The following is a 20,523-nucleotide window of genomic DNA, read 5'->3' on the forward strand; positions in this document are numbered from 1 at the left end:
TTTATTGTAGCAATTTTGAGAGAAACACTTGCACCGGCGGGGGAAAAGTTTTATAAAATATAAGAAACAACCAGTAAGGAGTATGCAATGAAAAAGACTATTTTACTCGCTTTTGTAACCGCGGTATTGGCTGCGGGCTGTGCTTCTACGGGCACCGCCACTTCCACCACCGCCACCCAACCGATGACGTTGGAGGAAGCCTTGCAAAAATCGGCTGAAACCCGCCAAAAACTGTTGGAAGCCAAACAATCTTACCAAAACGCGAAAACTGCGGCCGAAGTAGCCAGCGGCTCTAAAACGGCGGCAGATGTAGCCAAGGAAAAATTACAGCAAAAGGCTGACGAAACCAAAAAACAAATCCAGGCCGAAAAAGACGCTTGGGCCGAACTGCTGAAATAGTTGGGTTAGTAATTGCCGTCATCCTGGAAGGTTGTAGTCCAGGATCTTCCGTTACTCAAAAAAAGGAAAACAACAGATTCTGGAACGCTCCGCGCCGGCTAACCTTCCAGTATGACTTTTTAGATAACAACCACTACCCAATCGGTAGATTCTGAAACAAGTTCAGAATGACCCATTTGTTTCATAACCCAGATGTGGGGCAACAATTAAACCCCCGGGGAGTTTTTACTGTTCCCGGGGGTTTTGTTTTGTAAAAAAGGCTGTTGTTTTTCTTTTTTATAACGACAGATCCCCGACAAAAACCTTCGGGAATGACTACTAACTACCACAACATAACAAAACCTCTTATTTTTTACCCATATAAAAAGACCCTCAAATGACGACAAAAGGCCACTCCTTAAAAACATCAAAGAGCCCTAGGCACACACCTGGGGCTCTTTTCCTTTGGAACAATAAATAATATCTATTTTATAATCATATTATCCAGGCCCGTACCCGGAGAAACAGTGCCATTAGACCAACACTTACACTTACTAACCTGCCCATAAATCACCTGTCCACAAGTATCATATTCACAGCAACAGCCATTATTATTCTTGACTACATGAAATCCTGAAGGGCAACCCGAACAAGCATCACCGGCACCACCTAGGGAAAGTTTACAGGAACAAGTGGTATAGTTCCAAGTACCACCAATTCTTTCACACTTACTAACCTCAGCCGGATCACTCGTACAACCGCCACTGGCGCTGCCCTTACAACCCGCCAAGGCCAAAAGTTTTACCTTTTGGTTGCTGCTTGTTATGCGGTCTTCCCATTTTAAGGTGCAGTCGCTAAGGGCCGAGCCCGTGTTGACGTGTGAGGCCGTCGGCTGAGGGATATCGTTTCCCGCCAAGGTAAAGCCGTTCGTCGTCGCGCCCTCATAAAGACTTGCATTTTCGGACCCGCTGACAGATAACTTATTCGCGCGCAACGTAGCCGCTTTCTGTTTTAAACGGTTTACCGCATCCAAGGTGGCAATATAAGAATCGTTTTTAACCGTGGTCGTTCCGCCGTTTACATACACATTATTTAAAAGTGCCGTAGGCGTACCCGTATTGACAGCCTGATAATTAGTATAAGTATTGGCCGCCGCCCCGTGGATAGCCGTATTGGGCATATCAAGCGAGGAACCGGACGCACCCACCACGGCGGGAACATTATAATTTAAATTAGGTGAACTGGCACTCACAGTACCTCCGGAGCGGACCGTCATCGTGTTGGCTTCAATACCGCCTTTTAAATTGGCCTTATCGGCTACCTTTAAATAGACGTAATCTCCCATACGCGACGGGTTATACGATACTGCGGAAATCATTTCCGCGGCCAAAGGACACGCTAAAAACAACGCTCCTGCAATTAACAATTTTTTCATAGATAACCCCTGTTGTATATTATGTTTATAATAGTATATTGAAAAAAAGTTAAAAAAGCAAGTAACCACCCATTAAAAAGCCCCGTCCCAAGCGGGGCTTTTTACAAAGTTATGCTTCCCGGGCGGCATTGGTTCCCATAGCGTGTTTGCGCGGGTAGCGCAGCCAAATGGCAAGTAACGCGCCAATGCCCAACAAATACGGATAATACAAATATTTCATAATGCTTACCGGGGAAACACCCGTCAAACTGGCGGCCATTAACAGTTGCGCACCATAGGGAATAATCCCTTGCACAAAGCAGGAAAAAATATCCAACAAACTGGCCGCGCGGTTGGGGGCTATATTAAAGCGCCCGGCAATTTCCTTGGCAATCGGTCCGGCCATAATAAGTGCTATGGTATTGTTAGCGGTGCAGAGATTGGCAAAACTCACTACACCCGCAATGCTCACTTCCGCCCCGCGGCGGGTGTGCAATTTGGCAGTCATCTTTTGGATAATCCACGCCAAACCGCCGTTATAGCGAATCATTTCCAGCATACCGCCCGCCAAAATGGTAACAATAATCAGTTCGCCCATTCCTGTAATGCCGTTGCCCATAGCGGTCGTCCAGCCCCAAATATTAAAAGCCCCCGTCAAAATACCGATAAGCCCGCACAACACCGTACCGCCTAGCAGAACAATCATTACATTTACGCCCATTACCGCCGCCGCCAACACGGCAAAATAAGGCAACACCTTTACCCACGAAATTTCGCCGGGTATAAAGACATTTTGCACGCCGCTGCCCATTAAAATATAGATAACCGTCGTCAAAATAGCAAAAGGCATTACGATAGCAAAGTTCGTGCGGAATTTGTCGGCCATTTTGCACCCTTGGGTGCGGGTGGCGACAATGGTGGTATCGGAAATAAAAGATAAATTATCGCCAAACATTGCCCCGCCCACCACCACCGCGGCCATAAGGGATAAAGGCAAGCCTGTTTGGGCAGACAGCCCCGCCGCCACCGGCGTAAGAGCCACAATCGTACCGACGGATGTGCCCACGGAAACGGAAATCACACAAGCCGCCAGAAAAACACCGGCCGCCAATACATTACCCGGCAAAATGGAAAGCGTCAAATTGACCGTAGCGTCCACCGCGCCCATCGCTTTGGCGGTTTGTGCAAAGGCTCCCGCCAAAATAAAAATCATTACCATTAACATAATGTTGGCATTGGCCGCTCCCTTGCAAAACAGTTCAATGCGGTTATGCACAGAGCCGCCCTTGCTCATCCAAACGGCTACAATAGAGGACAATACAAATGCCACCGTAATCGGCATTTTGTAAAAATCGCCCGCCACTACGGAAACGGCTAAATAAGCGATTAAAAACACACCCAAAGGCACTAAGGCCCAGGCATTAGGGGTAATGGTATTATTTTCGGTTTTCATAAGCATTTCGCGGAAAGTCCGCTTTTTTATATTGTATAAAATATAGACCCTCTGTATCTTTTTAGCCGAAAATCATACAATACACTTATGAAAGCCGCTATTATTACCATTGGGGACGAGATTCTTCTCGGCCAGATTTTAGACACCAACTCCCGCTATTTGGCGCGGGGTTTGGCACAAATCGGCGCGGAAACGGTAAAAATGCTGTCCGTAGCCGACGAACGCACCGAAATTTTACGCGCAGTAGAGGAAGGTTTTTCAAATGCGGATATCGTATTGGTAACGGGGGGATTAGGCCCGACCAAGGACGATTTAACCAAAAAAGTTTTGGCGGAATACTTTGGCACTACACTTGAATTTAACCCGCAGGCTTATGCGTGGCTGGAAGAAATGTTCGCCGGACGCCCGGAACGGATGAACGAATACAATAAATCCCAGGCGGTTTTGCCAAAAAGTTGCACACCCTTGCGCAATTTAAAGGGCACAGCCAGCGGAATGTGGTTTGAAAAAGGGGGAAAAGTGTTAGTTTCTCTGCCCGGAGTGCCGTTTGAAACGGAATATTTGTTCCCGGCGGAGGTTTTACCGCGTTTAAAAGCCAAATTTAAGGACGGGCTTTTGCGCTACCGTATGGTTACTGTTTTTAATATCCCGGAAGCGGAACTTGCAATGAAATTAGCCGCGTACGAGGAAACGCTGCCCGCCGGAATCGGCCTGGCCTATTTGCCGTCTGCGGGCTTTATCCGTTTGCGCGTAACCGCAAAAGGGGAAGCGGTGGAAAAACTGGATACTTTTTTTGAGGCGCTTTTAAAATCGCTTTCCGGCCTTACCTTTACAATAGCGGACAATGCTTCTGCCGAAGACGATTTTGCCCGTCGCCTGCGCAAAAGCGGCGTTACGGTAGCGTGCGCGGAAAGTTGCACAGGGGGAAATATCGCTCATTTAATTACGGCCGTTCCCGGTTCCTCGGCTTATTTTTTAGGCGGTGTGGTATCGTATGCTAACGAGGTTAAAAAGCGCGTTTTGGGTGTTAGCGCGGAAGATTTGCAAAAGTTTGGGGCAGTAAGCGAGCCGGTAGCCGTGCAAATGGCGCAAGGCGTGCGAAAAATAACCGGGGCCGATTTTGCCGTTTCCACCACGGGCATAGCCGGGCCGGACGGGGGAACGGATGAAAAACCGGTCGGCACCGTGTGGATTGGCGTAGCCGGGCCCAAAGGGGCGTATGCGCAAAAATTCTTATTTGCCCGTACGCGCGAGCGCAATATAGGCAAAGCCTCTATAAAAGCCCTGCAACTGTTATTAGAAGAAATTGAAAAGAAATAACTTTTCGTCTAGTGAAAAACACCCGGAGAAATTTCTCCGGGTGTTTTTTGCGGATAATTATCGGACAGCGGGCGGTTCCGGCATAGGCGGAGGAGGCAACTCTCCGTCCGCTCTGCCGCCGGGCGCAAGGTTCGGTCCAGGCATCGGGCGGCCTTTCGGCGCGGGGCCCATTTCGCGCTCATCAAACAACGCATCCAAATCGCCGTCGTCATTAATCAAGTCGTTGGTTTTATGTTCCACCCACGCTTGTTTGTCTTCGGCTGTTTTTTGGCGGGCAAGGCCTGCTTCCATACGGGCCAAGCGGTCCTTAAATTTAGACAACTGTTCCTCTTTAAATTTCAGTTGCTCCTCGCGGATAGAAGCCACAAAGGCGGCTATTTCGGCTTTTTTGGCATCTTTCTTTTTGCCGGGCTTTAATTTCTTATACTCTTCCACCAGTTTTTCGGCTTTCTCTTCGGTAGCGCGCATCTTGGCCTTGTGTTCCTTGCGGGCCTTTTTAAACTCGTCCCGGCGCGCTTCTTTATCTCCGTGGCGTGGCCCCGGTTTTACGCGGGCTTCTTTGGGCGCTTTGCAACGGCAATTTTCAGCGCCGTCTTGGCACGGGCAAGTTCCCTCGGCAAAGGCCGGGGCACACAGTGCCGCCAAAAGAGAAACTAACAGCAATTTCTTCATATTTCTTCCTCCTATTTAAAAGTCCTCTTCAAACAATTCCAAATCGCTTGAAAAGTTTTGGTAGTCTTCGTCCAGGTGCTCGCTCATATACGCAACAATTTCCGTTGTATCAAAAGCGGCTCTGTCCGGGTGCAGGGTAGCCAGTAAGAAGAAAATTCCTACCCCCAATACGGCAGTACCTGCCAGGGCCGTTTTCCACACGGCCCAAAAGGATATTTTTTTGCGGGTTGTTTTGGCAAACAACTCCTCCACCACCACACCGGGAGCGGCGGGAGGGATAAGTGCCTCTTGCGTTTTATTTAACAAGGCCACTTCCGCACGGCAGGAAGCACACGTTTTAAGGTGCGTTTCAAAAGCGGTCTTTTCGTCTGCCGTCAATTCTCCTGCGGCATACAAAACAGCCTTTTCACAAGTATTATTCATAAATTCACCCCTTCCGTATGTTCTGCCAGCAACTGCTGTAATTTTTTTACTGCCCGGTGGCAATCGGCTAATACCGTACCTAACGGGCGGTCCAGCACTTGCGAAATTTCTTTAAAGGACATATATTGCCTTAGGTACACCATTTCCCGCTGGCGGGGCGGGAGCATTAACGCAGCCCGGCGGATTTGTTCCAGCGTTTCCTGCCCGGACAATTCGTCCAACAGCGGGCGTTCCCCGTCCGGCAAGGTCTCGTGCAAAAAGGCATTTCCTTCTTCATCTGTCTGGTCCAGGGAGGCCAATTTATCGCTGTCCCTAAAAAAATTCAGCACTTTATTGCGCGCCGTTAAAAATAACCAAGATTTAAATTTTCCGCGTGCCTCGTATTTATCCGCGTGCTTGAAAAACGAAATAAACACCTCTTGAAACAAATCGCCCGCCGCGCCTTCATCCTGCACCATACCCATAATATATTGGTAAAGTTGGTTTTTATAGCGCAAGACCAAGGTTTCAAAAGCAACACCGGAGCCGGCCCGGAACAGGCTGACAAGTTCATCATCCGTACGCTGCGCTAAATTAACTTCCATACTAGTATAACCCCCAAAGGTCTTTTTTTATTGCACTTATATTACTGTACAAAAATTGCCGGCTTTGCGTCATACAAAAAAAGATTGCACACTTTTTAAAAAAATTGCTAAAATAAAAAGGTCGTTTTTTTAAAAGGATAAAAAAAGTAATGATTTTTAACTCTTGCTCCACTACGTCTATTAATAAACCGTCCGTGCTAAACCACATTAGCGCGGAAATGTTTGTTATGCGTAAGACGGGGAGCGGAGTTTGTATAAGATAGTATATTTTTATTTTTTAATACAAACCCGCACTTTTAAAAAGAGCGGGTTTTTTTATTTACAAAAAAGAGGAAAAAGAAAGATAATGAACAAAGTTATAGCATCGCTGCTTAGTATCACCTTAGTCGCCTTAAATACAGTATCGGCCTATTCGCAAGTACCTTTAAAGGGGGCAAAAGGCTTCCGTGCCGCCAGCAAAGTAAAAGTTACCCTGCCGGTTTCCTCTTTTTCCGTAAAAATCCCGGCTGCTGCCGCCATCAATACCGCTAAATTAGGCTCCACGCTGGCCCGCTTGGATACGCAAGCCCGATTAGCCCAACATTTAACCGCACCGCAAATCCGCCAGCGCGTGCAAGCCGGACACTTGCAAGATATTTCTGCCCGCATTTTGGCCTACCCGCAAGCCGCCGAACGCGCCGCTTTACTGCGTGAAGACTTTGCCCAGGCCGCCTTGGGCCAGCATATTCCCGATGAACAACTGGCACAAGCGCTTACCTTTTGGCGCACCGATTTAGCCAACGTTTCTCCGCAAACTGTACAAAATGCCCTTGCAGATGCGGCGGCTATCGGCCTGTTTGGAAGCAAGCAAGATGCCGCACTTTTAACCGCCCTTTACCGCAAAACCGCCAACAGCGAATTGGAAGGCGTTGCGGCTTGCGTAGTTGCCAAAGCGTTACTGAAACTGCAAGCCTATGATTCTTTTGCGCCGTTTATTAAAGAAGTTAAAACCCAAACTGCCGTAGCGGGTGCAGTAGAATACGCGCGGGAAATGGGGTTATCCGTTCCGTCAGTAGAAGAACAAGCACAACAAACGCCTTATAACCTTAAAAACGCGGGGAAAATCACCCTTTTAGCCGCTAATCCCACCAAGCAAGCCGTGGCCGAATATGTGGCTTTAACACCCCAAAAGGCTCCTGTATCGGGCACGCAGGCGCAGAATCTTGCTCCTGCTTTTAGCCAGGTGGAACTCCCCGCGCTTGATTTGCCAATGCCTTCGCTTGCCGTTGCACAGGCGGAAACATTCGCCCAATCTGATGTTGCGTCCGCTCCTTTAACCGCTTATCAGCGCGGTGCAAAAAAAGCCTTGCAAGCCCGCCGCGCCGCCGCACAACAGACAAGTTCCGTCAGTTTTTTAGGCCACAGCCAAAACACGGATGACAAAAATGCCTTGTATGGAGGACTCCCGGTTCCCGCACTGTGGAAAACCGCAAAAAAATTGGCGGGGGGAGTAAAAAAACTTTTTACTAAAAAAACCACCGCGCAGGCTGCGCTCCCGGCTCAGCCGCAAGCCTCCACGTTCGTCCAACGGGCCAGTTTATATCTGTCTTCGTTTGTGGTAGGGCTGGAAGTAGCCACCCCGGTTATTGCGAACTTTGGCACGAGTTTCGGTCTGTCGTTAGAGGATAATATTTTGGTAGCGGCAGCCACCTATTTCCCTTATTCCGTAGGTTCGTTTTTATCTAACTGGTTAAAAGAAAAAATCGGCCGGAAAGCCTCGTTAAATGTGGGTCTCGGCCTGTTAGGCGCGGGCTTTACCGCAGGGGTTGCCCTGCTTGGGCTTAATGGTAACTTTGTACCGTGGCAAGATGCTATGGCACACTTTTATTCCATTTTGGGCTGTATTATGGCAGCCAGCACGGGCGGTGTGTTTGTGCATAATGCTATCGGCCCGATGATGACAGAAATCAGTGCGGGGGAAAGCGAACTCGTCCGCCAAAAAAGAAACGCGAACACCGAATTAGGCCGCGCGATGGGTATGGCCGCTTCGTTTGCGTTCCCGTTTATTGCCACTAAACTGTTGGCGCAAGATTGGAGTTTCACTTTTGCGATGCCTATTCCCTTGGTGGCGGCCGCCGCGTTGGGACTTAATTTAGCCAAAATCCCCAACTCCAAACCGCAGGTTGCCGCACCGCAAGCCAAAGCCGGCAGCGAAGCAAAAACAGGTAAATGGGCAGCCCTTAAAAACAATGCCTATGTAAACCTGTTTAAAGAGGAAAAGGGCGTAGCCGCGCTACTTGCGGGACTTTTTGTAATGAACGCCGTGGAAACCTGTTTTAGCAACGGATTTTTGTTCCTGCTCCCGGGCTTAACTAACGACCCGTCCACCCAATACCTTTTTGGTTTGGCACAGTTTGCCGCACCGTTCTTACTGGGACGGTATTTGGCCGGAAACTTTTTAAAATGGTTTCCCAAACACAATATGAGCATTGCCACCTTGTTATCGGCGGTGGGGGGAATTGCGGCCCTTCCGTTAGCAAACGATGCATACGCGCTGACGGCGGCTTTGTTTGCGGCAGAGGTGGGCATTTCCACCGCATTTACGCTGGCTTTTGCCCGCACGGCTAAAAATACACATACGCAGGACCGTGTCATTTCGCTCATTGTGGCGAGTGCGGTTTCCTGTGCGTTGGGACCTATGCTGTTTAGCAATTTGGCGCAAAACTTAATGGATGCGGGGATTTTTTCCTCTGCCGGAGCCACCACGGCGGCGTTAATTGGCGTACCGTCTGTATTGGCTTTGCTTTCTGCGGGGCTGTTCCTGAAACTGGAAAGAAACCAAGCCAGCACGGCACTCAATACGACAACCGGAAAAAACACCTCACCGAATTGGCTTAAAAAAATAGCAAATTATTTTGGTAGAAAGAACAAATAAGAAAGTTAAAAACCCCCTGGATATTCCCAAGGGGTTTTTAATGGAATTTGTTATATTTACACTTCTTTAAAGAAAAAGGAATAAAGCGGAACATTTATAAAAACTGTAAAGACGGATAAGCATCGTCGTTTTCCGCTTATGTAGTTGCTGTTCGCTGTTGCCGTTCGCCGCGTTAAGGCCGCCCGAGCGTTGCAGATAAAAGCGGTTGAAAGGCTCTTTGCCGTTAAGCGGGTCTTGCCCGTTTATAAAAGGCGTATAAGGCGGAAAAGTATTTTTACTTGTTTGAACCCGTAAGGGTGAGTTGTAAAAATACCCGCCGTTACTGCCTTTTATGGGCACCGACCCGCCACTCTTTTTCGTTCTTTTTCTTGTGTAAGAAAAAGAATAAGATATTTTTGCTTACTTTTCTACAACTAAAAAGTAAAGTATTTACTCATAGCGCAGCGCATCTATCGGTGTAAGTTTAGAAGCCTTGTAAGCGGGGTAAAACCCAAAGAAAATACCCGTCGCAGCGGAAAATCCTACCGCCAAAAGCACCGCAGAAATATTCAGATCCGCCGGAATAGACGAGTTTGCCGCCACTAATAAAGTAATTCCAACCCCTACGATAATGCCTATCAGCCCGCCAATGCAAGAAAGCGTAACCGATTCCACCAAAAACTGCATACAAATATCCCAACCGGTCGCACCGATAGCCATGCGGATACCGATTTCGCGCGTGCGCTCGGTAACAGACACAAGCATAATGTTCATTACGCCAATACCGCCCACAATAAGGGACACCGCGCCAATCGCACCCAAGAGCAAACTCATTGTTTTGCCCATTGTTTTGGCCTGTTCAATAAACGAGGCGAAATCGTCCAACTGAAAATCATCCTTGGCAAGCGGGTGAATACGGTGCGTATTACGCACGGCATTTTGGATATCCACCTTGGTATTTTCAATCGTGTTAAAATCGGCCACCTTAATAACCACGCGGTCCAGGGCGCGGCGGTTAGAACTGTTCCACCCCGCGTTCATTTTTACCTTGCCCGTGGTATAAGGAATCAGGGCACCTTCGTCCATATCAAAGCCCATACCGCTCTGCCCCGTTTTCTGCACCACACCCACCACTTTAAAAGGGATATTGTCCAACACTACTGTTTTTCCCAGCGGGTCCACATCACTAAAAATCGTCTTGGCGGCGGAAGCACCGATAACCATTACTTGCGCATATTCCGAAATTTCCTTTTCGGTAAACTGCCGGCCCGATTCTATCGGCCAATCGTACGTTTTAAAAATATCGGTGTCCGTAGCCAACACGCCCAAGGATACGCTGGTATTGCGGTATTTTACATCAAAACCCGTACTAATGTAGGGGGCGGCGGCGGACACGCCGGGCACTTCGCGGATAGCGAGTACGTCATCCATGGTTACGTCTTTGGGGGAGGAGATACTTTCGTCCAAATCCCAGGGTTGGCGTAAAAACAAAATATTCGTGCCAAAGCGGGAAACGCTGTCCGACACGCTCTTTTGCGCCCCGGAGCCGACGGCTAACATTGTAATTACGGCAGACACCCCGATAACAATGCCCAAACTCGTCAGCGCGGCGCGCATTTTGTTGGCAAAAATCGCTTTGAGCGAAATCTTAAAAATAGAGTAGAAGGAATCCCACATATTATTTTTGAACCTCGTCGCTTATTTTTTCGCCGTCTTTAAATTTAATCAGGCGCGAAGCGAACTCGGCAATGTCCGGTTCGTGCGTGATTAAAATAATGGTTTTACCCATTTCTTTATTAAGGCGCGTAAATAAATCCATTACCTCAATACTCATTTTGGTATCCAGATTACCCGTCGGCTCGTCGGCAAAGATAATCGGCGCATCACACACCAAACTGCGCGCAATAGCCACGCGCTGCTGCTGTCCCCCCGAAAGTTGGTTTGGCAAGTGAAAAGCCCGTTTTTCAAGGCCCACCGCCTTCAAAGCCGCCAAGGCCTTTTCACGCCGCAAGTGGGCGGGAGTGTGATTGTAAATCATAGGCAGTTCCACATTTTCCACCGCGGTTGTACGCTTAATTAAGTTAAAGCCCTGGAACACAAAGCCAATCTTGCGGTTGCGCACCCCGGCCAATTTGGATAAGTCCGTCGCCGTTACGTCTATACCATCCAAAATATACTTACCGCTCGTCGGCTTATCCAAACACCCCAAAATATTCATAAAGGTTGATTTACCCGAACCGGACGGCCCCATTACGGCCACAAATTCGCCCTTTTCTATGGACACGCTCACACCGTTCAGCGCGCGGACCTCCACGTCGCCCAGTTTGTAAATCTTGTACAAATTCTGCGTATCAATCAGCGCCATAGTTTGCTCCTAGCGGCGTCTGCCGGGGCGCGGCGGGCGCATACTATCCGCAGAGCCGGACGCTTTCAAATCGTTCTCGCCCACGACTACCAGATCGCCCTCTTTGATATTGCCACCGGTAATTTCGGTGTTTTTGGTGGCAATAATACCGATTTTCACGTCCACGCGTTCCAACTCTTGCCCGGGTTCCATTTTCCACACGCCCGTATTTTCGTATTTTTGCGTATTGGTGGAGGGGGAGAAACGCAAGGCTTCGTTCGGCACAAGCAAAACATCTTTTTTATCCGTGGTGCGGATAGTAAGAGTGGCCGTCATACCGGGTTTTAAGCGCAAATCGCTGTTGTTCACATCAATCACTACGGTATAGGTAGTGCTGGACGAGGAAGACGAAGAAGATGAACTTGAACTTGAACTGTCCACATAGTTGGTACGCACTTGGCGGACCGTACCGTGGAAGGTTTCTCCCATATAACCGTCCAAGGTAAAATCAGCCGTTTGGCCGGGTTGTATTTTAACGATATCCGCCTCGGACACTTTGGCCTCAATCTGCATTTTAGTTAAATCCTGCGCCACCACAAACAATTCCGGTGTGGAGAATCCGGCAGTAATGGTCTGCCCTTCGCTTACTTTGCGCGTGAGTACCATACCATCAATAGGGGATACGATTTTTGTATTGGATAAATCCTTTTCCGCCGTTTCCAAATTAGATTGCGCCTGCACCACCTGCGCCTGGGCGGAATTTAAACTGCTCTTGGCGTTTACAAAGGCCAGTTCGTATTCCTCCAAGTTTACCTTGGAAACATAGTCCTTTTCATACAAAGCAGAATAACGCTCGTAATTCTTTTTTGCCAAGCGGTAGGAAACCTCGGCCGACGATAAACTTTCCTTGGCGGACGATAAGCGCGCCTTGGCCTCGGCCAACGAAGCCAAAATTTGGGTTTGGTCAATAACGGCCATTAAATCGCCTTTTTTTACTTGGCTGTTGTAATCCACATAAATCTTTAAGATTTCGCCGGAAACCAACGCGCCGACTTCCGTGGTGTTCACGGGATTAATCGGGCCGGAGGCTTCCACAATATCCACGATATCGCCCTTTTTCACTTCCGCCGTTTTAAACAGCGGGGCAGGCGGCGCGGCAAAGAAATACGCTTTTACTGCCCACACAACGGCAAGCAGTACCGCCAAAATAAGGAGTTTCTTCCACCAAGAAAGGTGCCAAAATCCTTTTATCATCCGTTTAAAAATATTTTCTTTTTTCATAAATTAATTCGTCCCCATTGCTTGTTTCAAATCTGCTACCGCGGAGGCATAATCATAGCGGGAAGTCAGCAGGCTGAGTTCCGCATCCGTATAAGCCACCTCGGCATCTTTTAGTTCAATCACATCACCGATTCCTTCGTTATAGCGGCCTTGCGCAAGTTCCAGGTTTTCCTTGGCCTTTTCCACATTTAATTCCGCTATTGGGATACTTTCCGCCGCTTCCTGCATTTTAATATACGCGCTTTGTACTTCCAAAAATACATTATTAAGCAAACTGCGGTTATCATTTAGCGTATTTTCCAACGAAATTTTGGCTTGCTTCACACCGTTATACGTTTTAAAAGCGTTAAAAATAGGCCACTCCACTGCGGCTAAAAGTTTGGTATCCTCGTTATCCAAATAGAAATCGTCGCCGCTTTTGGTATAACCCGCCGACAAGGAGAAGGTGGGGAAAAAGCCCGCCTTGGCCTGGTTTAATTTAATTTGGCTGATACGCACGTCCGTGCGGGCGGATTCCACGTCCGGGCGGTTGGCGTAAGCCGTTTGGACGGCTTCGTCAAATGTTTTATCAAATTTTTCAAACGAAGCAATCTCCGCAACCTTTAATACGTCCGGCACCGTAATTCCCAAAGAATTAGCCAAATCAGCCGAAGCGGTTTTCACCAGGTTTTTTGCGCGGATTAAACGCAATTCTTCGTTATTTAAATTTACTTCCGCCGTCGTAACATCCACCTTGGGGCGCAAGCCCAATTTGTAATAGGCTTCGGCACGTTCGTACTGGTCCTTATACAAATCGCGCGACTTGGTGCGTATTTCCACCGCGCGCGAAGCAGACAAAAGAGCATAATAATTCTTTTTAACCGTACGGATTAAATCGTTTTTAACGCTTTCCAAATTTAATTTGCTCTGCTCTACCACCAATTTTTGTGTTTTGATGTTGCGGGCAATATCCGTAACTCCGCTGATAGACAAACTGGCCTGAGCATATACATTTGTATCGCCGTGGTCCGTACGGGGGGAAGACCCCACCTTTTGCACCGTATAGCCTTGGCTGGCACCAACAGAAGCCGTGGGCAAAAATTCGGACTTGGCCAAATTTAAATTTACCTCGGCATTTTGCAACTGTAACTGAGCCGCCACCGCCTTGGGGCTGTTGGCAATGGCCAGTTGTATGCAGTCATCCAGCGAAAGTTCCCGGGTGATATCCGGCAGGGGCTTTCCGTCCGCCCCGCGCGGTGTCATAACCGGGGTGGTATTTTGGACAGTATTCTGCGTGGTTTTTGGGGCCGGTTCCACAGGCGCAATTACAGTTCCGTGCGCCCAAGTACCACCCAAAAAGCAGGTAAAAAGAAGTAAATAACGAGAATATTTCATACTTATATTATATAAATTCCCTTGTATAGTTAAGCGGCCCCACATAAAGCGCCGCCAGTTGTAGAACACCAAAAGATAGCATTTTATTGCACTTATTTTTATGAGGGGGGTAAAACGCTTCCAAAAGTGATAATATATATAAAGGATATGTGGAAACCTATTATTTTGCTTTGTGCCTCCAACCTGTTTATGACGATGGCTTGGTACGGACATTTAAAATTTAAAAATAAAGCCCTTTGGCTGGTTATTTTGGCCAGTTGGGGGATTGCATTTTTTGAATACTGCCTGCAAGTACCCGCAAACCGTATTGGCAGCAATTATTTCTCGGTTACGCAATTAAAGGTAATGCAAGAGGTCATCACGCTGGCCGTTTTTGCAGGCTTTTCGGCGGTTTATTTTAAAGAAAGTTTTAAGTGGAACCACCTGGTTGGTTTTCTCTGTTTGGTGGCGGCGGTATTTTTTGTATTTAAAAAATGGTAAGATAGCCCTATGAAGAATAAACACCGGCTGTTTATTAAAATGGCGGAACTGGTGGCCGATCAGTCCACTTGTTGCCGTTTGCAAGTAGGCGCGGTTTTGGTAAAGGACAACCGCGTAATCAGTATGGGATTTAACGGTACTCCCACCGGGCAACGGCATTGTGAAGAAAATTTCCGCGCCGTTTATGAGGCCCACTACCGGGATAAATTCCCTACTTATATGGATTTTGTTGCCAGCCGCACCTTTTACGATTTACACGGCAAATGGTCCATTGAAAATGAACTCCACGCCGAACAAAACGCCATTTCCTTTGCCGCCAAAAACGGCATTGCCACCTTGGGTGCTTCGGTATATGTTACCTGGTCCCCTTGCGTACATTGTGCCAAGGTAATTGTCAGCGCGGGCATTAAAAAAGTGTTTTATAAAAACCAGTACGACCGCAGCCAGGAAGGCATTTATTTCCTTGCGCGCAACGGGATTGAGTGCCGCCAACTTACAGAGGAAGATATTGCCGCCAATCCCTAGGCTTTATGTTCCGGCCCGATATTTACTATAATAAAGATATGACTAAAAAAATTACTGCTCCTGTTGAAGAAAAAGATTTTATTTTGTCGTTCATTACCTCCACCCTGGATTTTTGCAAACAAAACAAAAAGGGTGTTTTGACGGCTCTCGGTATTTTGGTATTGGCCGCCGTTATCGGTTATGCGTATAGCACACACGTTAAAAACGTAACCGAGAAATCTTGGGCCTCCTATTATGCCGCGCAAGTGCAAGTATTGGGCGGAAACCAAGAGGAAGGCTTTAAACAGATTGACGCGCTTAATGCGGCTTTTCCGGGTTCGGCGGCGGCACAATATGCCCAACTTTTTAAAGGCGATATGCTCTACGCCAGCGAAAACTTTGCCCAAGCGGCCGACGTATATAAACCGTTAACAACCGCAGCCAATGAATCTGTTTACACCGTCGCCTCGCTCTCTTTGGCCGCCAGTCAGCAAGCCGCCAAAGATTACAAGGCTGCCGCAGAAGAAATGAATAAGTTTATCAGCAAAAATCCGAAAAGTTTTGCTTTGCCGCAAGCCTATTTTACATTGGCAATGAGCCAGGAACTGGCCGGAAACAAAACAGAAGCGTTAAACGCCTATAAACACTTGGCGGAAAACTATGCCAAAACCTATTTTGGCAGCGTTGCCAAGGATAAAATGAAAGAATTGCAGAAATAGTTTTGCCGCACACCCCGCCGCTATTATCCGGCGGGGTTTTTTATGTAATTCGGGAAAACCCGTAAAATAAGGAGATGTATGTTAAAAAAGTTATCCGTCGTATTGATGTTATCCGTCCTGCTTGCCGATTTGTCTTACGGCGCTGGATTTGCCTTGTATGAATACAGCGCCCGCGGTACCGCTATGGGCGGCGCCACTGTGGCAAACAAGGCAGAGCCTGCCTCTTTGGCTGTGAACCCTGCGCTCATCACCGAACTGGACGGCACCCAGGCCCAACTGGGTCTTACCGTCGTAACCGCTAATGCCAAAACCACCGTTGCCGGACAACAGCGCGGATTAAAAAATGACGTTTGGTATTTGCCCAATTTTTATGTTACCCAAAAATGGAGCGACCAAGTGTCCGTAGGATTAGGCGGATTTTCCCGCTATGGTTTGGGGGGAGAATACAAAAACTGGGAAACGTGGGCCGGAAGCCAATTAGCCTACAAAGTAAAATTGGAAACATTTTCCTTTACTCCTACGATTGCAGTAAAAGCCAATGACGAATTTTCCGTGGCTATGGGTTTGGAAGCAATGTTAATTGGTTTTACCCAAAACTCTACGCTTAGGCCAGGCCCCGCGGCTAACGCCACCGCCTACGAAATCAGCGGTTCGGGTGTAAGTTGGGGGGGGAACTTCTCCTTTATCTACCGCCCCGAGTGGGCCGAAAAGTGGTCCTTGGGCGCAATGTACCGCACCAAAGTAAAACAAAACTTAAACGGTCGTATTCACGCGGGTAAGGAACATACGACACGCAATATTTTTGACGACGATGCAAAAGGAGCCATTACCTTGCCCGATAGTTTAACGGCGGGTGTTTCGTTCCGCCCGACGGACGATTTGATTTTGGAAGCCGGTATCGTGGGCACCTTTTGGAGCGCGTACGACCAAATCTTAATTGAATACTCCGACCGCGAAAGCACCCCGACGATTCACAATAAAAAAGATTACAAAGACACCTACCGCTTGAACTTGGGGGCCGAATATAACCTGAACCCCAACTGGGCGGTGCGCGCAGGCTATGTGTTTGATAAATCGCCTATTAACAAGCACGAAATGGACACCCTCGTTCCGGTGGACGACCGCCATATTGCCAGCGTAGGTGCGGGCTATCATAACGACACTTGGAGTGTGGACTTGTCCTACTCGCACATTTTTGCCAAAAATTTAAGCGGAAATTCCAATTCCCAGTTTGGCAGCGTACCGATGAAATATACCGACGGCAGAAGCGATATGTACGGCATAACCGTTGGCTATAAATTTTAGTTGTATTGTGTTGTACCCATTAACAAACCCGCCCTTTTCGGGCGGGTTTGTTGTTTTTTGCAACTCAATACCAATATTATGATTTAGCAGATATTTCCCAATTATTATTACTTAACAAAGAATTTTGCTTAAAATATTCACAAATTGCTTTACCAGCACTAGAATCCGACTTGTATTTACAAGTACCACGATTCCAGGTATCCATTGGTTGATATCGGGTATAGTTCTTATATCTATACCAACTAGCACGTACTATTTGCTCTTTATATGGTTTGTTATCTTCCGCTATTATATAGCAAACATCGCGTTCACACACAACATAAAAATAATAGTCATCAAAAACCATATAAGATGATACTGCTAAACCAGACCTTTAGTACCAGATAAGTTGGTAAACTGCACCGTTGGCCAATCATTAGCCAAAAGATACATATCAACCGCATTTTGTAAACTTTTAACTTTTTGTATTACCCCAGCCGCACGGGATTTTTCCACCGCTTTTGTATATTGCGGCACCGCTACTGATGCCAAAATTCCAATAATCAGCACGACAACCAAAAGTTCTATTAAGGTAAAACCATGGGCAGTAGTGTAAAAAACATTAGGCGTGCAGGAGTGCGTAGTTAAGCCGTCATCCCGTAGTGTCTTTATACGGGATCCGTTGTTGTCGTTGTCATCCCAGGCGTGGACCTGGGATCCAGTCTGTTTATTAGAGAAACTCTTTGTTTTATTTCTGGATTCCGGGTTCCCGCCCGAATGCGGGCCCCGGAATGACAACAAAGATAACGCCAGTTCCCCGAACGCTCCGCGTCGGTAATTCCTCGGAGATGACAAAGAAAAAAATTGTTTATTCCAACCTCTTAATAATCGGCCTAATCGGCTCATACGCACGTTTTTCATTATTTTCTTCCTTTTTGATAAATTTTACTACAACTCAAAATTTATCAAAAAAAAAACGAGTCAAGCCCTTTTAAAGTAGGCAAGTCAACAAACAGAGTTTTTAGCAAAAATTACAACAACCCGGCTTTTTCTAGTAGTTTTTGCACTAGGCGGGATACCGCGTATTTCTTTACGTCTTTGGCGGGCAGGCGGATAAAATTCTCCGGCACGGGGAAAGAGGGGGGAAGTGTAATCTTCCGCAAGTCCGCATAAATCACGCGGTGGGATAGGACGTGTTTGACGGGCGCCGCCAACAACTCGGGCTTTTTAAGCCAAGCCACCTTGGGCAATTCGTCTGCTTCTGCGGAGGTTTCCAACAGAGGGGGTTCGTACAAATTCTGCCAAATATCACCCGCCCCGCGCCTATGCAGCCAAGTATCTTCGCCTTGCTCTACATATATATAGTGAAAATAACGCGAAGAAACCTTTGTTTTTTGCTGTTTTACGGGAAAGTTCTCCACCCGCCCGTGCAAGTGCGCCTGACACCGGTCCGCCAACGGGCAAAGCAGACATTGAGGGGAAACCGGCGTGCAAACCGTCGCGCCAAAATCCATTATGGCTTGGTTGTAATCGTCCGGGTGGGTTTTATCAAGCAACTTTTGGGCAAGGGCGGAAAATTCTTTCTTACCCGCAGGAGAGTCTATGGGCGTCTGTATTTCAAATATGCGCGACAGCACCCGATAGACATTTCCGTCCAATACAGCATAGGGCATTTTGTAGGCAAACGAGCAAATCGCCGCGGCGGTATAGTCGCCCACACCTTTCAACGCACGGACACCCTCGTAGGTGGAGGGGAAAACATCTTGCATACTTTTGGCGGCCGCGTGCAAATTCCGCGCACGCGAGTAATACCCCAAACCTTGCCAATATTTTAGAACTTCGTCCTCATCGGCCTCGGCCAACGCGGCAGGGGTTGGAAAGCGCTCGGTAAAGCGCATATAATAGGAAAGCCCCTGCGCCACGCGGGTTTGCTGCAAAATAATTTCGGAAAGCCAAATCAAATACGGATTCCGCGTGTGCCGCCAAGGCAAATCGCGCTTATTTTGCCGGTACCAAATTAACAGAGTCTTTGCCAAATTCATATTATTGTTATTTTACAAATTTTATAGCGAATTTGCGTTTTACAAATTTACCTTTGATTTTGCAATTTTAATTTATTGATTCTGTTAAAACCAAACCGCCAAATATCCTTTTTATGAATTTCAAAAGAAGAAATTTATTTTTAATGTCTTTTTTGCTTTTTGAATTTTGTTTTTCTAAAAATTAATCCTCAAAAAGAGAGCGCTTTTTTGCCAAATGCCTGTGCAGAATAAACGATTTTTTTAATAAGGCTGTTTATAAAAAAACTAAGTCCAAGACATATATTAGATTTTTTTGATTTTCAAAACACAAAACGAGGGGGATTTTTGGGCTGAATTTAGCGAAAAATGTGCTAATCTGGGATGGTTTTTAGTCATTTTCTCGTCGTAGAATAGGGGTTATTCACAAGTTATGTCATATAATTGACATAAAATAGCAGGTGTTGACATATGTCAAAAAATTATTTATTATATGTCATACCCGGCGGATAACTCCGGTGGATAACTTTATGGCAAGGTGGGGATAACTATGTCTGGCGATAGCGAAAAAATCTTAAAAATACGATTCCGTTTTCCGGGCGGAGAGGAATTTGAAGCCGAGGGAAGCCGGGAATTTATTGAGCAACAGCGCAATTATTTTCTAGCCTTAATAGGAAAGAAGATGTCTGGGCCTGCTTCTGCTATCCCGGCGCCGCGTAAGCGTACCACTTATCCGCTGACCGGCGGCCCAAAACCCACCGCATCCCAAACCGTACCGGCTTCGCCTTTATTTAGCCCGACTGCTATTCCTCAAACCACCGCAAACGCGCCAACGCCTCTATCACCCTTATCCAGCATACCTCCGGCCTTGCGTGGGGAAACTGCGTTGCAGGCAGATATGCCACTTGCGGATATTCCGCAACCTGTACGTTTGTGGGAGCAACTTTTAAAAGAGGAGGGGGATATTGTGGTTCTGCGCCGGAAAATGCGTTTAAGCGCGGCAGAAGCCGCTTCGTTACTTGTGGCGGGGGCGCGCGTATTATTAAAAAAGCCAAACTATCCGGCCTTGCATTTGTCCCAATCAATGCGGAAATCTGGCTTTGATGAGGGGCGGCTGGACCGTATCTTGGCCCCGGAAATCCGCAATGGACATCTGGCAAGCGATGGCTCCAAGCGTTCCCGCACCTACCGGCTAACTAATGAAGGGTTTGCCAAAGCGTTCGTTTTGGCTGAAAAATTAGCCAAAGAATTATTGTAAAAGAAATCTTAATTTTAGTGAAAAACAAAGAAACCGCCCTATCCAATTAAAGGGACGGGCCTTTTTTATATTGATATTATAAAGTAGGCCTAGAATATTTCAGGAATATTGGGGATTATTGGGG

General features: G+C 47.2%; 20 protein-coding genes. 8 read left to right on the forward strand and 12 right to left on the reverse strand.

Going from position 1 to position 20,523, the window contains the following annotated elements; genetic code table 11:
* The first annotated feature begins 87 nt into the window (after window positions 1–87).
* Window positions 88–399, forward strand: a complete 312-nt coding sequence (locus ACQY2K_RS06390) for a hypothetical protein (protein ID WP_428037382.1) — start codon at window positions 88–90, stop codon at window positions 397–399.
* Between the two features lie 463 nt (window positions 400–862).
* Here the strand turns inward: ACQY2K_RS06390 and ACQY2K_RS06395 are convergent, their stop codons facing one another.
* Together ACQY2K_RS06395 and ACQY2K_RS06400 are read right to left on the reverse strand one after the other, a co-directional pair.
* Window positions 863–1,813: a hypothetical protein gene (locus ACQY2K_RS06395; protein ID WP_428041163.1), complete on the reverse strand. Its 951-nt coding sequence runs from the start codon at window positions 1,811–1,813 to the stop codon at window positions 863–865.
* Between the two features lie 109 nt (window positions 1,814–1,922).
* Window positions 1,923–3,245, reverse strand: a complete 1,323-nt coding sequence (locus ACQY2K_RS06400) for a Na+/H+ antiporter NhaC family protein (protein WP_428041164.1) — start codon at window positions 3,243–3,245, stop codon at window positions 1,923–1,925.
* An 87-nt stretch (window positions 3,246–3,332) separates the two neighbouring features.
* On the opposite strand from ACQY2K_RS06400, the gene ACQY2K_RS06405 reads away from it, so the two are divergent.
* Window positions 3,333–4,565 (forward strand): competence/damage-inducible protein A, encoded by a 1,233-nt coding sequence (locus ACQY2K_RS06405; protein WP_428041165.1) that lies wholly within the window; start codon window positions 3,333–3,335, stop codon window positions 4,563–4,565.
* A 57-nt stretch (window positions 4,566–4,622) separates the two neighbouring features.
* Here ACQY2K_RS06405 and ACQY2K_RS06410 read toward each other — a convergent pair whose 3' ends face one another.
* From ACQY2K_RS06410 to ACQY2K_RS06420, 3 genes are read right to left on the reverse strand one after another with little or no spacing between them, the layout of a single operon-like run.
* Entirely contained in the window at window positions 4,623–5,237 is a 615-nt protein-coding gene (locus ACQY2K_RS06410; protein WP_428041167.1) for a hypothetical protein, read from the reverse strand.
* Window positions 5,238–5,252: 15 nt separating this feature from the next.
* Window positions 5,253–5,660, reverse strand: a complete 408-nt coding sequence (locus ACQY2K_RS06415; protein WP_428041168.1) for an anti-sigma factor family protein — start codon at window positions 5,658–5,660, stop codon at window positions 5,253–5,255.
* On the reverse strand, window positions 5,657–6,244 hold the full coding sequence (locus ACQY2K_RS06420; protein WP_428041169.1) for an RNA polymerase sigma factor: 588 nt from the start codon (window positions 6,242–6,244) through the stop codon (window positions 5,657–5,659). The genes ACQY2K_RS06415 and ACQY2K_RS06420 overlap by 4 nt, the downstream gene beginning before the upstream one ends.
* Window positions 6,245–6,590: 346 nt before the next feature.
* On the opposite strand from ACQY2K_RS06420, the gene ACQY2K_RS06425 reads away from it, so the two are divergent.
* Complete coding sequence (locus ACQY2K_RS06425) at window positions 6,591–9,158, forward strand: MFS transporter (RefSeq protein WP_428041170.1); 2,568 nt, start codon at window positions 6,591–6,593, stop codon at window positions 9,156–9,158.
* 429 nt (window positions 9,159–9,587) lie between these two features.
* Here the strand turns inward: ACQY2K_RS06425 and ACQY2K_RS06430 are convergent, their stop codons facing one another.
* The 4 genes from ACQY2K_RS06430 to ACQY2K_RS06445 are packed head-to-tail and all read right to left on the reverse strand — an operon-like array spanning window position 9,588 to window position 14,136.
* Complete coding sequence (locus ACQY2K_RS06430; protein WP_428041171.1) at window positions 9,588–10,814, reverse strand: ABC transporter permease; 1,227 nt, start codon at window positions 10,812–10,814, stop codon at window positions 9,588–9,590.
* A gap of 1 nt (window position 10,815) precedes the next feature.
* A complete protein-coding gene (locus ACQY2K_RS06435) occupies window positions 10,816–11,502 on the reverse strand; it encodes an ATP-binding cassette domain-containing protein (protein WP_177748780.1) in 687 nt (228 codons plus the stop codon).
* A gap of 9 nt (window positions 11,503–11,511) precedes the next feature.
* Window positions 11,512–12,762, reverse strand: coding sequence for an efflux RND transporter periplasmic adaptor subunit (locus ACQY2K_RS06440; protein WP_428041172.1), 1,251 nt, complete (start codon window positions 12,760–12,762; stop codon window positions 11,512–11,514).
* A gap of 3 nt (window positions 12,763–12,765) precedes the next feature.
* Complete coding sequence (locus ACQY2K_RS06445; protein WP_428041173.1) at window positions 12,766–14,136, reverse strand: TolC family protein; 1,371 nt, start codon at window positions 14,134–14,136, stop codon at window positions 12,766–12,768.
* 147 nt (window positions 14,137–14,283) lie between these two features.
* Between ACQY2K_RS06445 and ACQY2K_RS06450 the strand changes: the two genes are divergently transcribed.
* The 4 genes from ACQY2K_RS06450 to ACQY2K_RS06465 all read left to right on the forward strand — a co-directional run bounded on the left by ACQY2K_RS06450 (window position 14,284) and on the right by ACQY2K_RS06465 (window position 17,144).
* Window positions 14,284–14,616 (forward strand): DMT family protein, encoded by a 333-nt coding sequence (locus ACQY2K_RS06450; protein ID WP_177748774.1) that lies wholly within the window; start codon window positions 14,284–14,286, stop codon window positions 14,614–14,616.
* A 9-nt stretch (window positions 14,617–14,625) separates the two neighbouring features.
* A complete protein-coding gene (locus ACQY2K_RS06455) occupies window positions 14,626–15,141 on the forward strand; it encodes a deoxycytidylate deaminase (RefSeq protein WP_428041174.1) in 516 nt (171 codons plus the stop codon).
* Between the two features lie 38 nt (window positions 15,142–15,179).
* Window positions 15,180–15,839 carry a tetratricopeptide repeat protein gene (locus ACQY2K_RS06460; protein WP_428037392.1) on the forward strand — a complete coding sequence of 220 codons (660 nt, stop codon included), beginning with the start codon at window positions 15,180–15,182 and terminating at the stop codon, window positions 15,837–15,839.
* A 78-nt stretch (window positions 15,840–15,917) separates the two neighbouring features.
* On the forward strand, window positions 15,918–17,144 hold the full coding sequence (locus ACQY2K_RS06465; protein WP_428041175.1) for an OmpP1/FadL family transporter: 1,227 nt from the start codon (window positions 15,918–15,920) through the stop codon (window positions 17,142–17,144).
* 76 nt (window positions 17,145–17,220) lie between these two features.
* Here ACQY2K_RS06465 and ACQY2K_RS06470 read toward each other — a convergent pair whose 3' ends face one another.
* The 3 genes from ACQY2K_RS06470 to mutY form a co-directional block, all read right to left on the reverse strand.
* Entirely contained in the window at window positions 17,221–17,490 is a 270-nt protein-coding gene (locus ACQY2K_RS06470; RefSeq protein ID WP_428041176.1) for a hypothetical protein, read from the reverse strand.
* 14 nt (window positions 17,491–17,504) lie between these two features.
* Window positions 17,505–18,044, reverse strand: a complete 540-nt coding sequence (locus ACQY2K_RS06475) for a type IV pilin protein (RefSeq protein WP_428041177.1) — start codon at window positions 18,042–18,044, stop codon at window positions 17,505–17,507.
* 110 nt (window positions 18,045–18,154) lie between these two features.
* Window positions 18,155–19,165: an A/G-specific adenine glycosylase gene (gene mutY / locus ACQY2K_RS06480; RefSeq protein ID WP_428041178.1), complete on the reverse strand. Its 1,011-nt coding sequence runs from the start codon at window positions 19,163–19,165 to the stop codon at window positions 18,155–18,157.
* 526 nt (window positions 19,166–19,691) lie between these two features.
* On the opposite strand from mutY, the gene ACQY2K_RS06485 reads away from it, so the two are divergent.
* Window positions 19,692–20,399, forward strand: coding sequence for a hypothetical protein (locus ACQY2K_RS06485; RefSeq protein ID WP_428041179.1), 708 nt, complete (start codon window positions 19,692–19,694; stop codon window positions 20,397–20,399).
* The last annotated feature ends 124 nt before the right edge of the window (window positions 20,400–20,523 follow it).

This window comes from Candidatus Avelusimicrobium fimicolum (assembly GCF_021632165.1).
Lineage (GTDB): Bacteria > Elusimicrobiota > Elusimicrobia > Elusimicrobiales > Elusimicrobiaceae > Avelusimicrobium > Avelusimicrobium fimicola.

Coding starts and splice junctions, on each gene's coding strand:
- ACQY2K_RS06440 (WP_428041172.1), bottom strand. CDS start 12,762: ATGAAAAAAGAAAATATTTTTAAACGGATGATAAAAGGATTTTGGCAC.
- ACQY2K_RS06455 (WP_428041174.1), top strand. CDS start 14,626: ATGAAGAATAAACACCGGCTGTTTATTAAAATGGCGGAACTGGTGGCC.
- ACQY2K_RS06475 (WP_428041177.1), bottom strand. CDS start 18,044: ATGAAAAACGTGCGTATGAGCCGATTAGGCCGATTATTAAGAGGTTGG.
- ACQY2K_RS06420 (WP_428041169.1), bottom strand. CDS start 6,244: ATGGAAGTTAATTTAGCGCAGCGTACGGATGATGAACTTGTCAGCCTG.
- ACQY2K_RS06435 (WP_177748780.1), bottom strand. CDS start 11,502: ATGGCGCTGATTGATACGCAGAATTTGTACAAGATTTACAAACTGGGC.
- ACQY2K_RS06415 (WP_428041168.1), bottom strand. CDS start 5,660: ATGAATAATACTTGTGAAAAGGCTGTTTTGTATGCCGCAGGAGAATTG.
- ACQY2K_RS06460 (WP_428037392.1), top strand. CDS start 15,180: ATGACTAAAAAAATTACTGCTCCTGTTGAAGAAAAAGATTTTATTTTG.
- mutY (WP_428041178.1), bottom strand. CDS start 19,165: ATGAATTTGGCAAAGACTCTGTTAATTTGGTACCGGCAAAATAAGCGC.
- ACQY2K_RS06405 (WP_428041165.1), top strand. CDS start 3,333: ATGAAAGCCGCTATTATTACCATTGGGGACGAGATTCTTCTCGGCCAG.
- ACQY2K_RS06465 (WP_428041175.1), top strand. CDS start 15,918: ATGTTAAAAAAGTTATCCGTCGTATTGATGTTATCCGTCCTGCTTGCC.
- ACQY2K_RS06445 (WP_428041173.1), bottom strand. CDS start 14,136: ATGAAATATTCTCGTTATTTACTTCTTTTTACCTGCTTTTTGGGTGGT.
- ACQY2K_RS06390 (WP_428037382.1), top strand. CDS start 88: ATGAAAAAGACTATTTTACTCGCTTTTGTAACCGCGGTATTGGCTGCG.
- ACQY2K_RS06485 (WP_428041179.1), top strand. CDS start 19,692: ATGTCTGGCGATAGCGAAAAAATCTTAAAAATACGATTCCGTTTTCCG.
- ACQY2K_RS06430 (WP_428041171.1), bottom strand. CDS start 10,814: ATGTGGGATTCCTTCTACTCTATTTTTAAGATTTCGCTCAAAGCGATT.
- ACQY2K_RS06395 (WP_428041163.1), bottom strand. CDS start 1,813: ATGAAAAAATTGTTAATTGCAGGAGCGTTGTTTTTAGCGTGTCCTTTG.
- ACQY2K_RS06400 (WP_428041164.1), bottom strand. CDS start 3,245: ATGAAAACCGAAAATAATACCATTACCCCTAATGCCTGGGCCTTAGTG.
- ACQY2K_RS06470 (WP_428041176.1), bottom strand. CDS start 17,490: ATGGTTTTTGATGACTATTATTTTTATGTTGTGTGTGAACGCGATGTT.
- ACQY2K_RS06450 (WP_177748774.1), top strand. CDS start 14,284: ATGTGGAAACCTATTATTTTGCTTTGTGCCTCCAACCTGTTTATGACG.
- ACQY2K_RS06425 (WP_428041170.1), top strand. CDS start 6,591: ATGAACAAAGTTATAGCATCGCTGCTTAGTATCACCTTAGTCGCCTTA.
- ACQY2K_RS06410 (WP_428041167.1), bottom strand. CDS start 5,237: ATGAAGAAATTGCTGTTAGTTTCTCTTTTGGCGGCACTGTGTGCCCCG.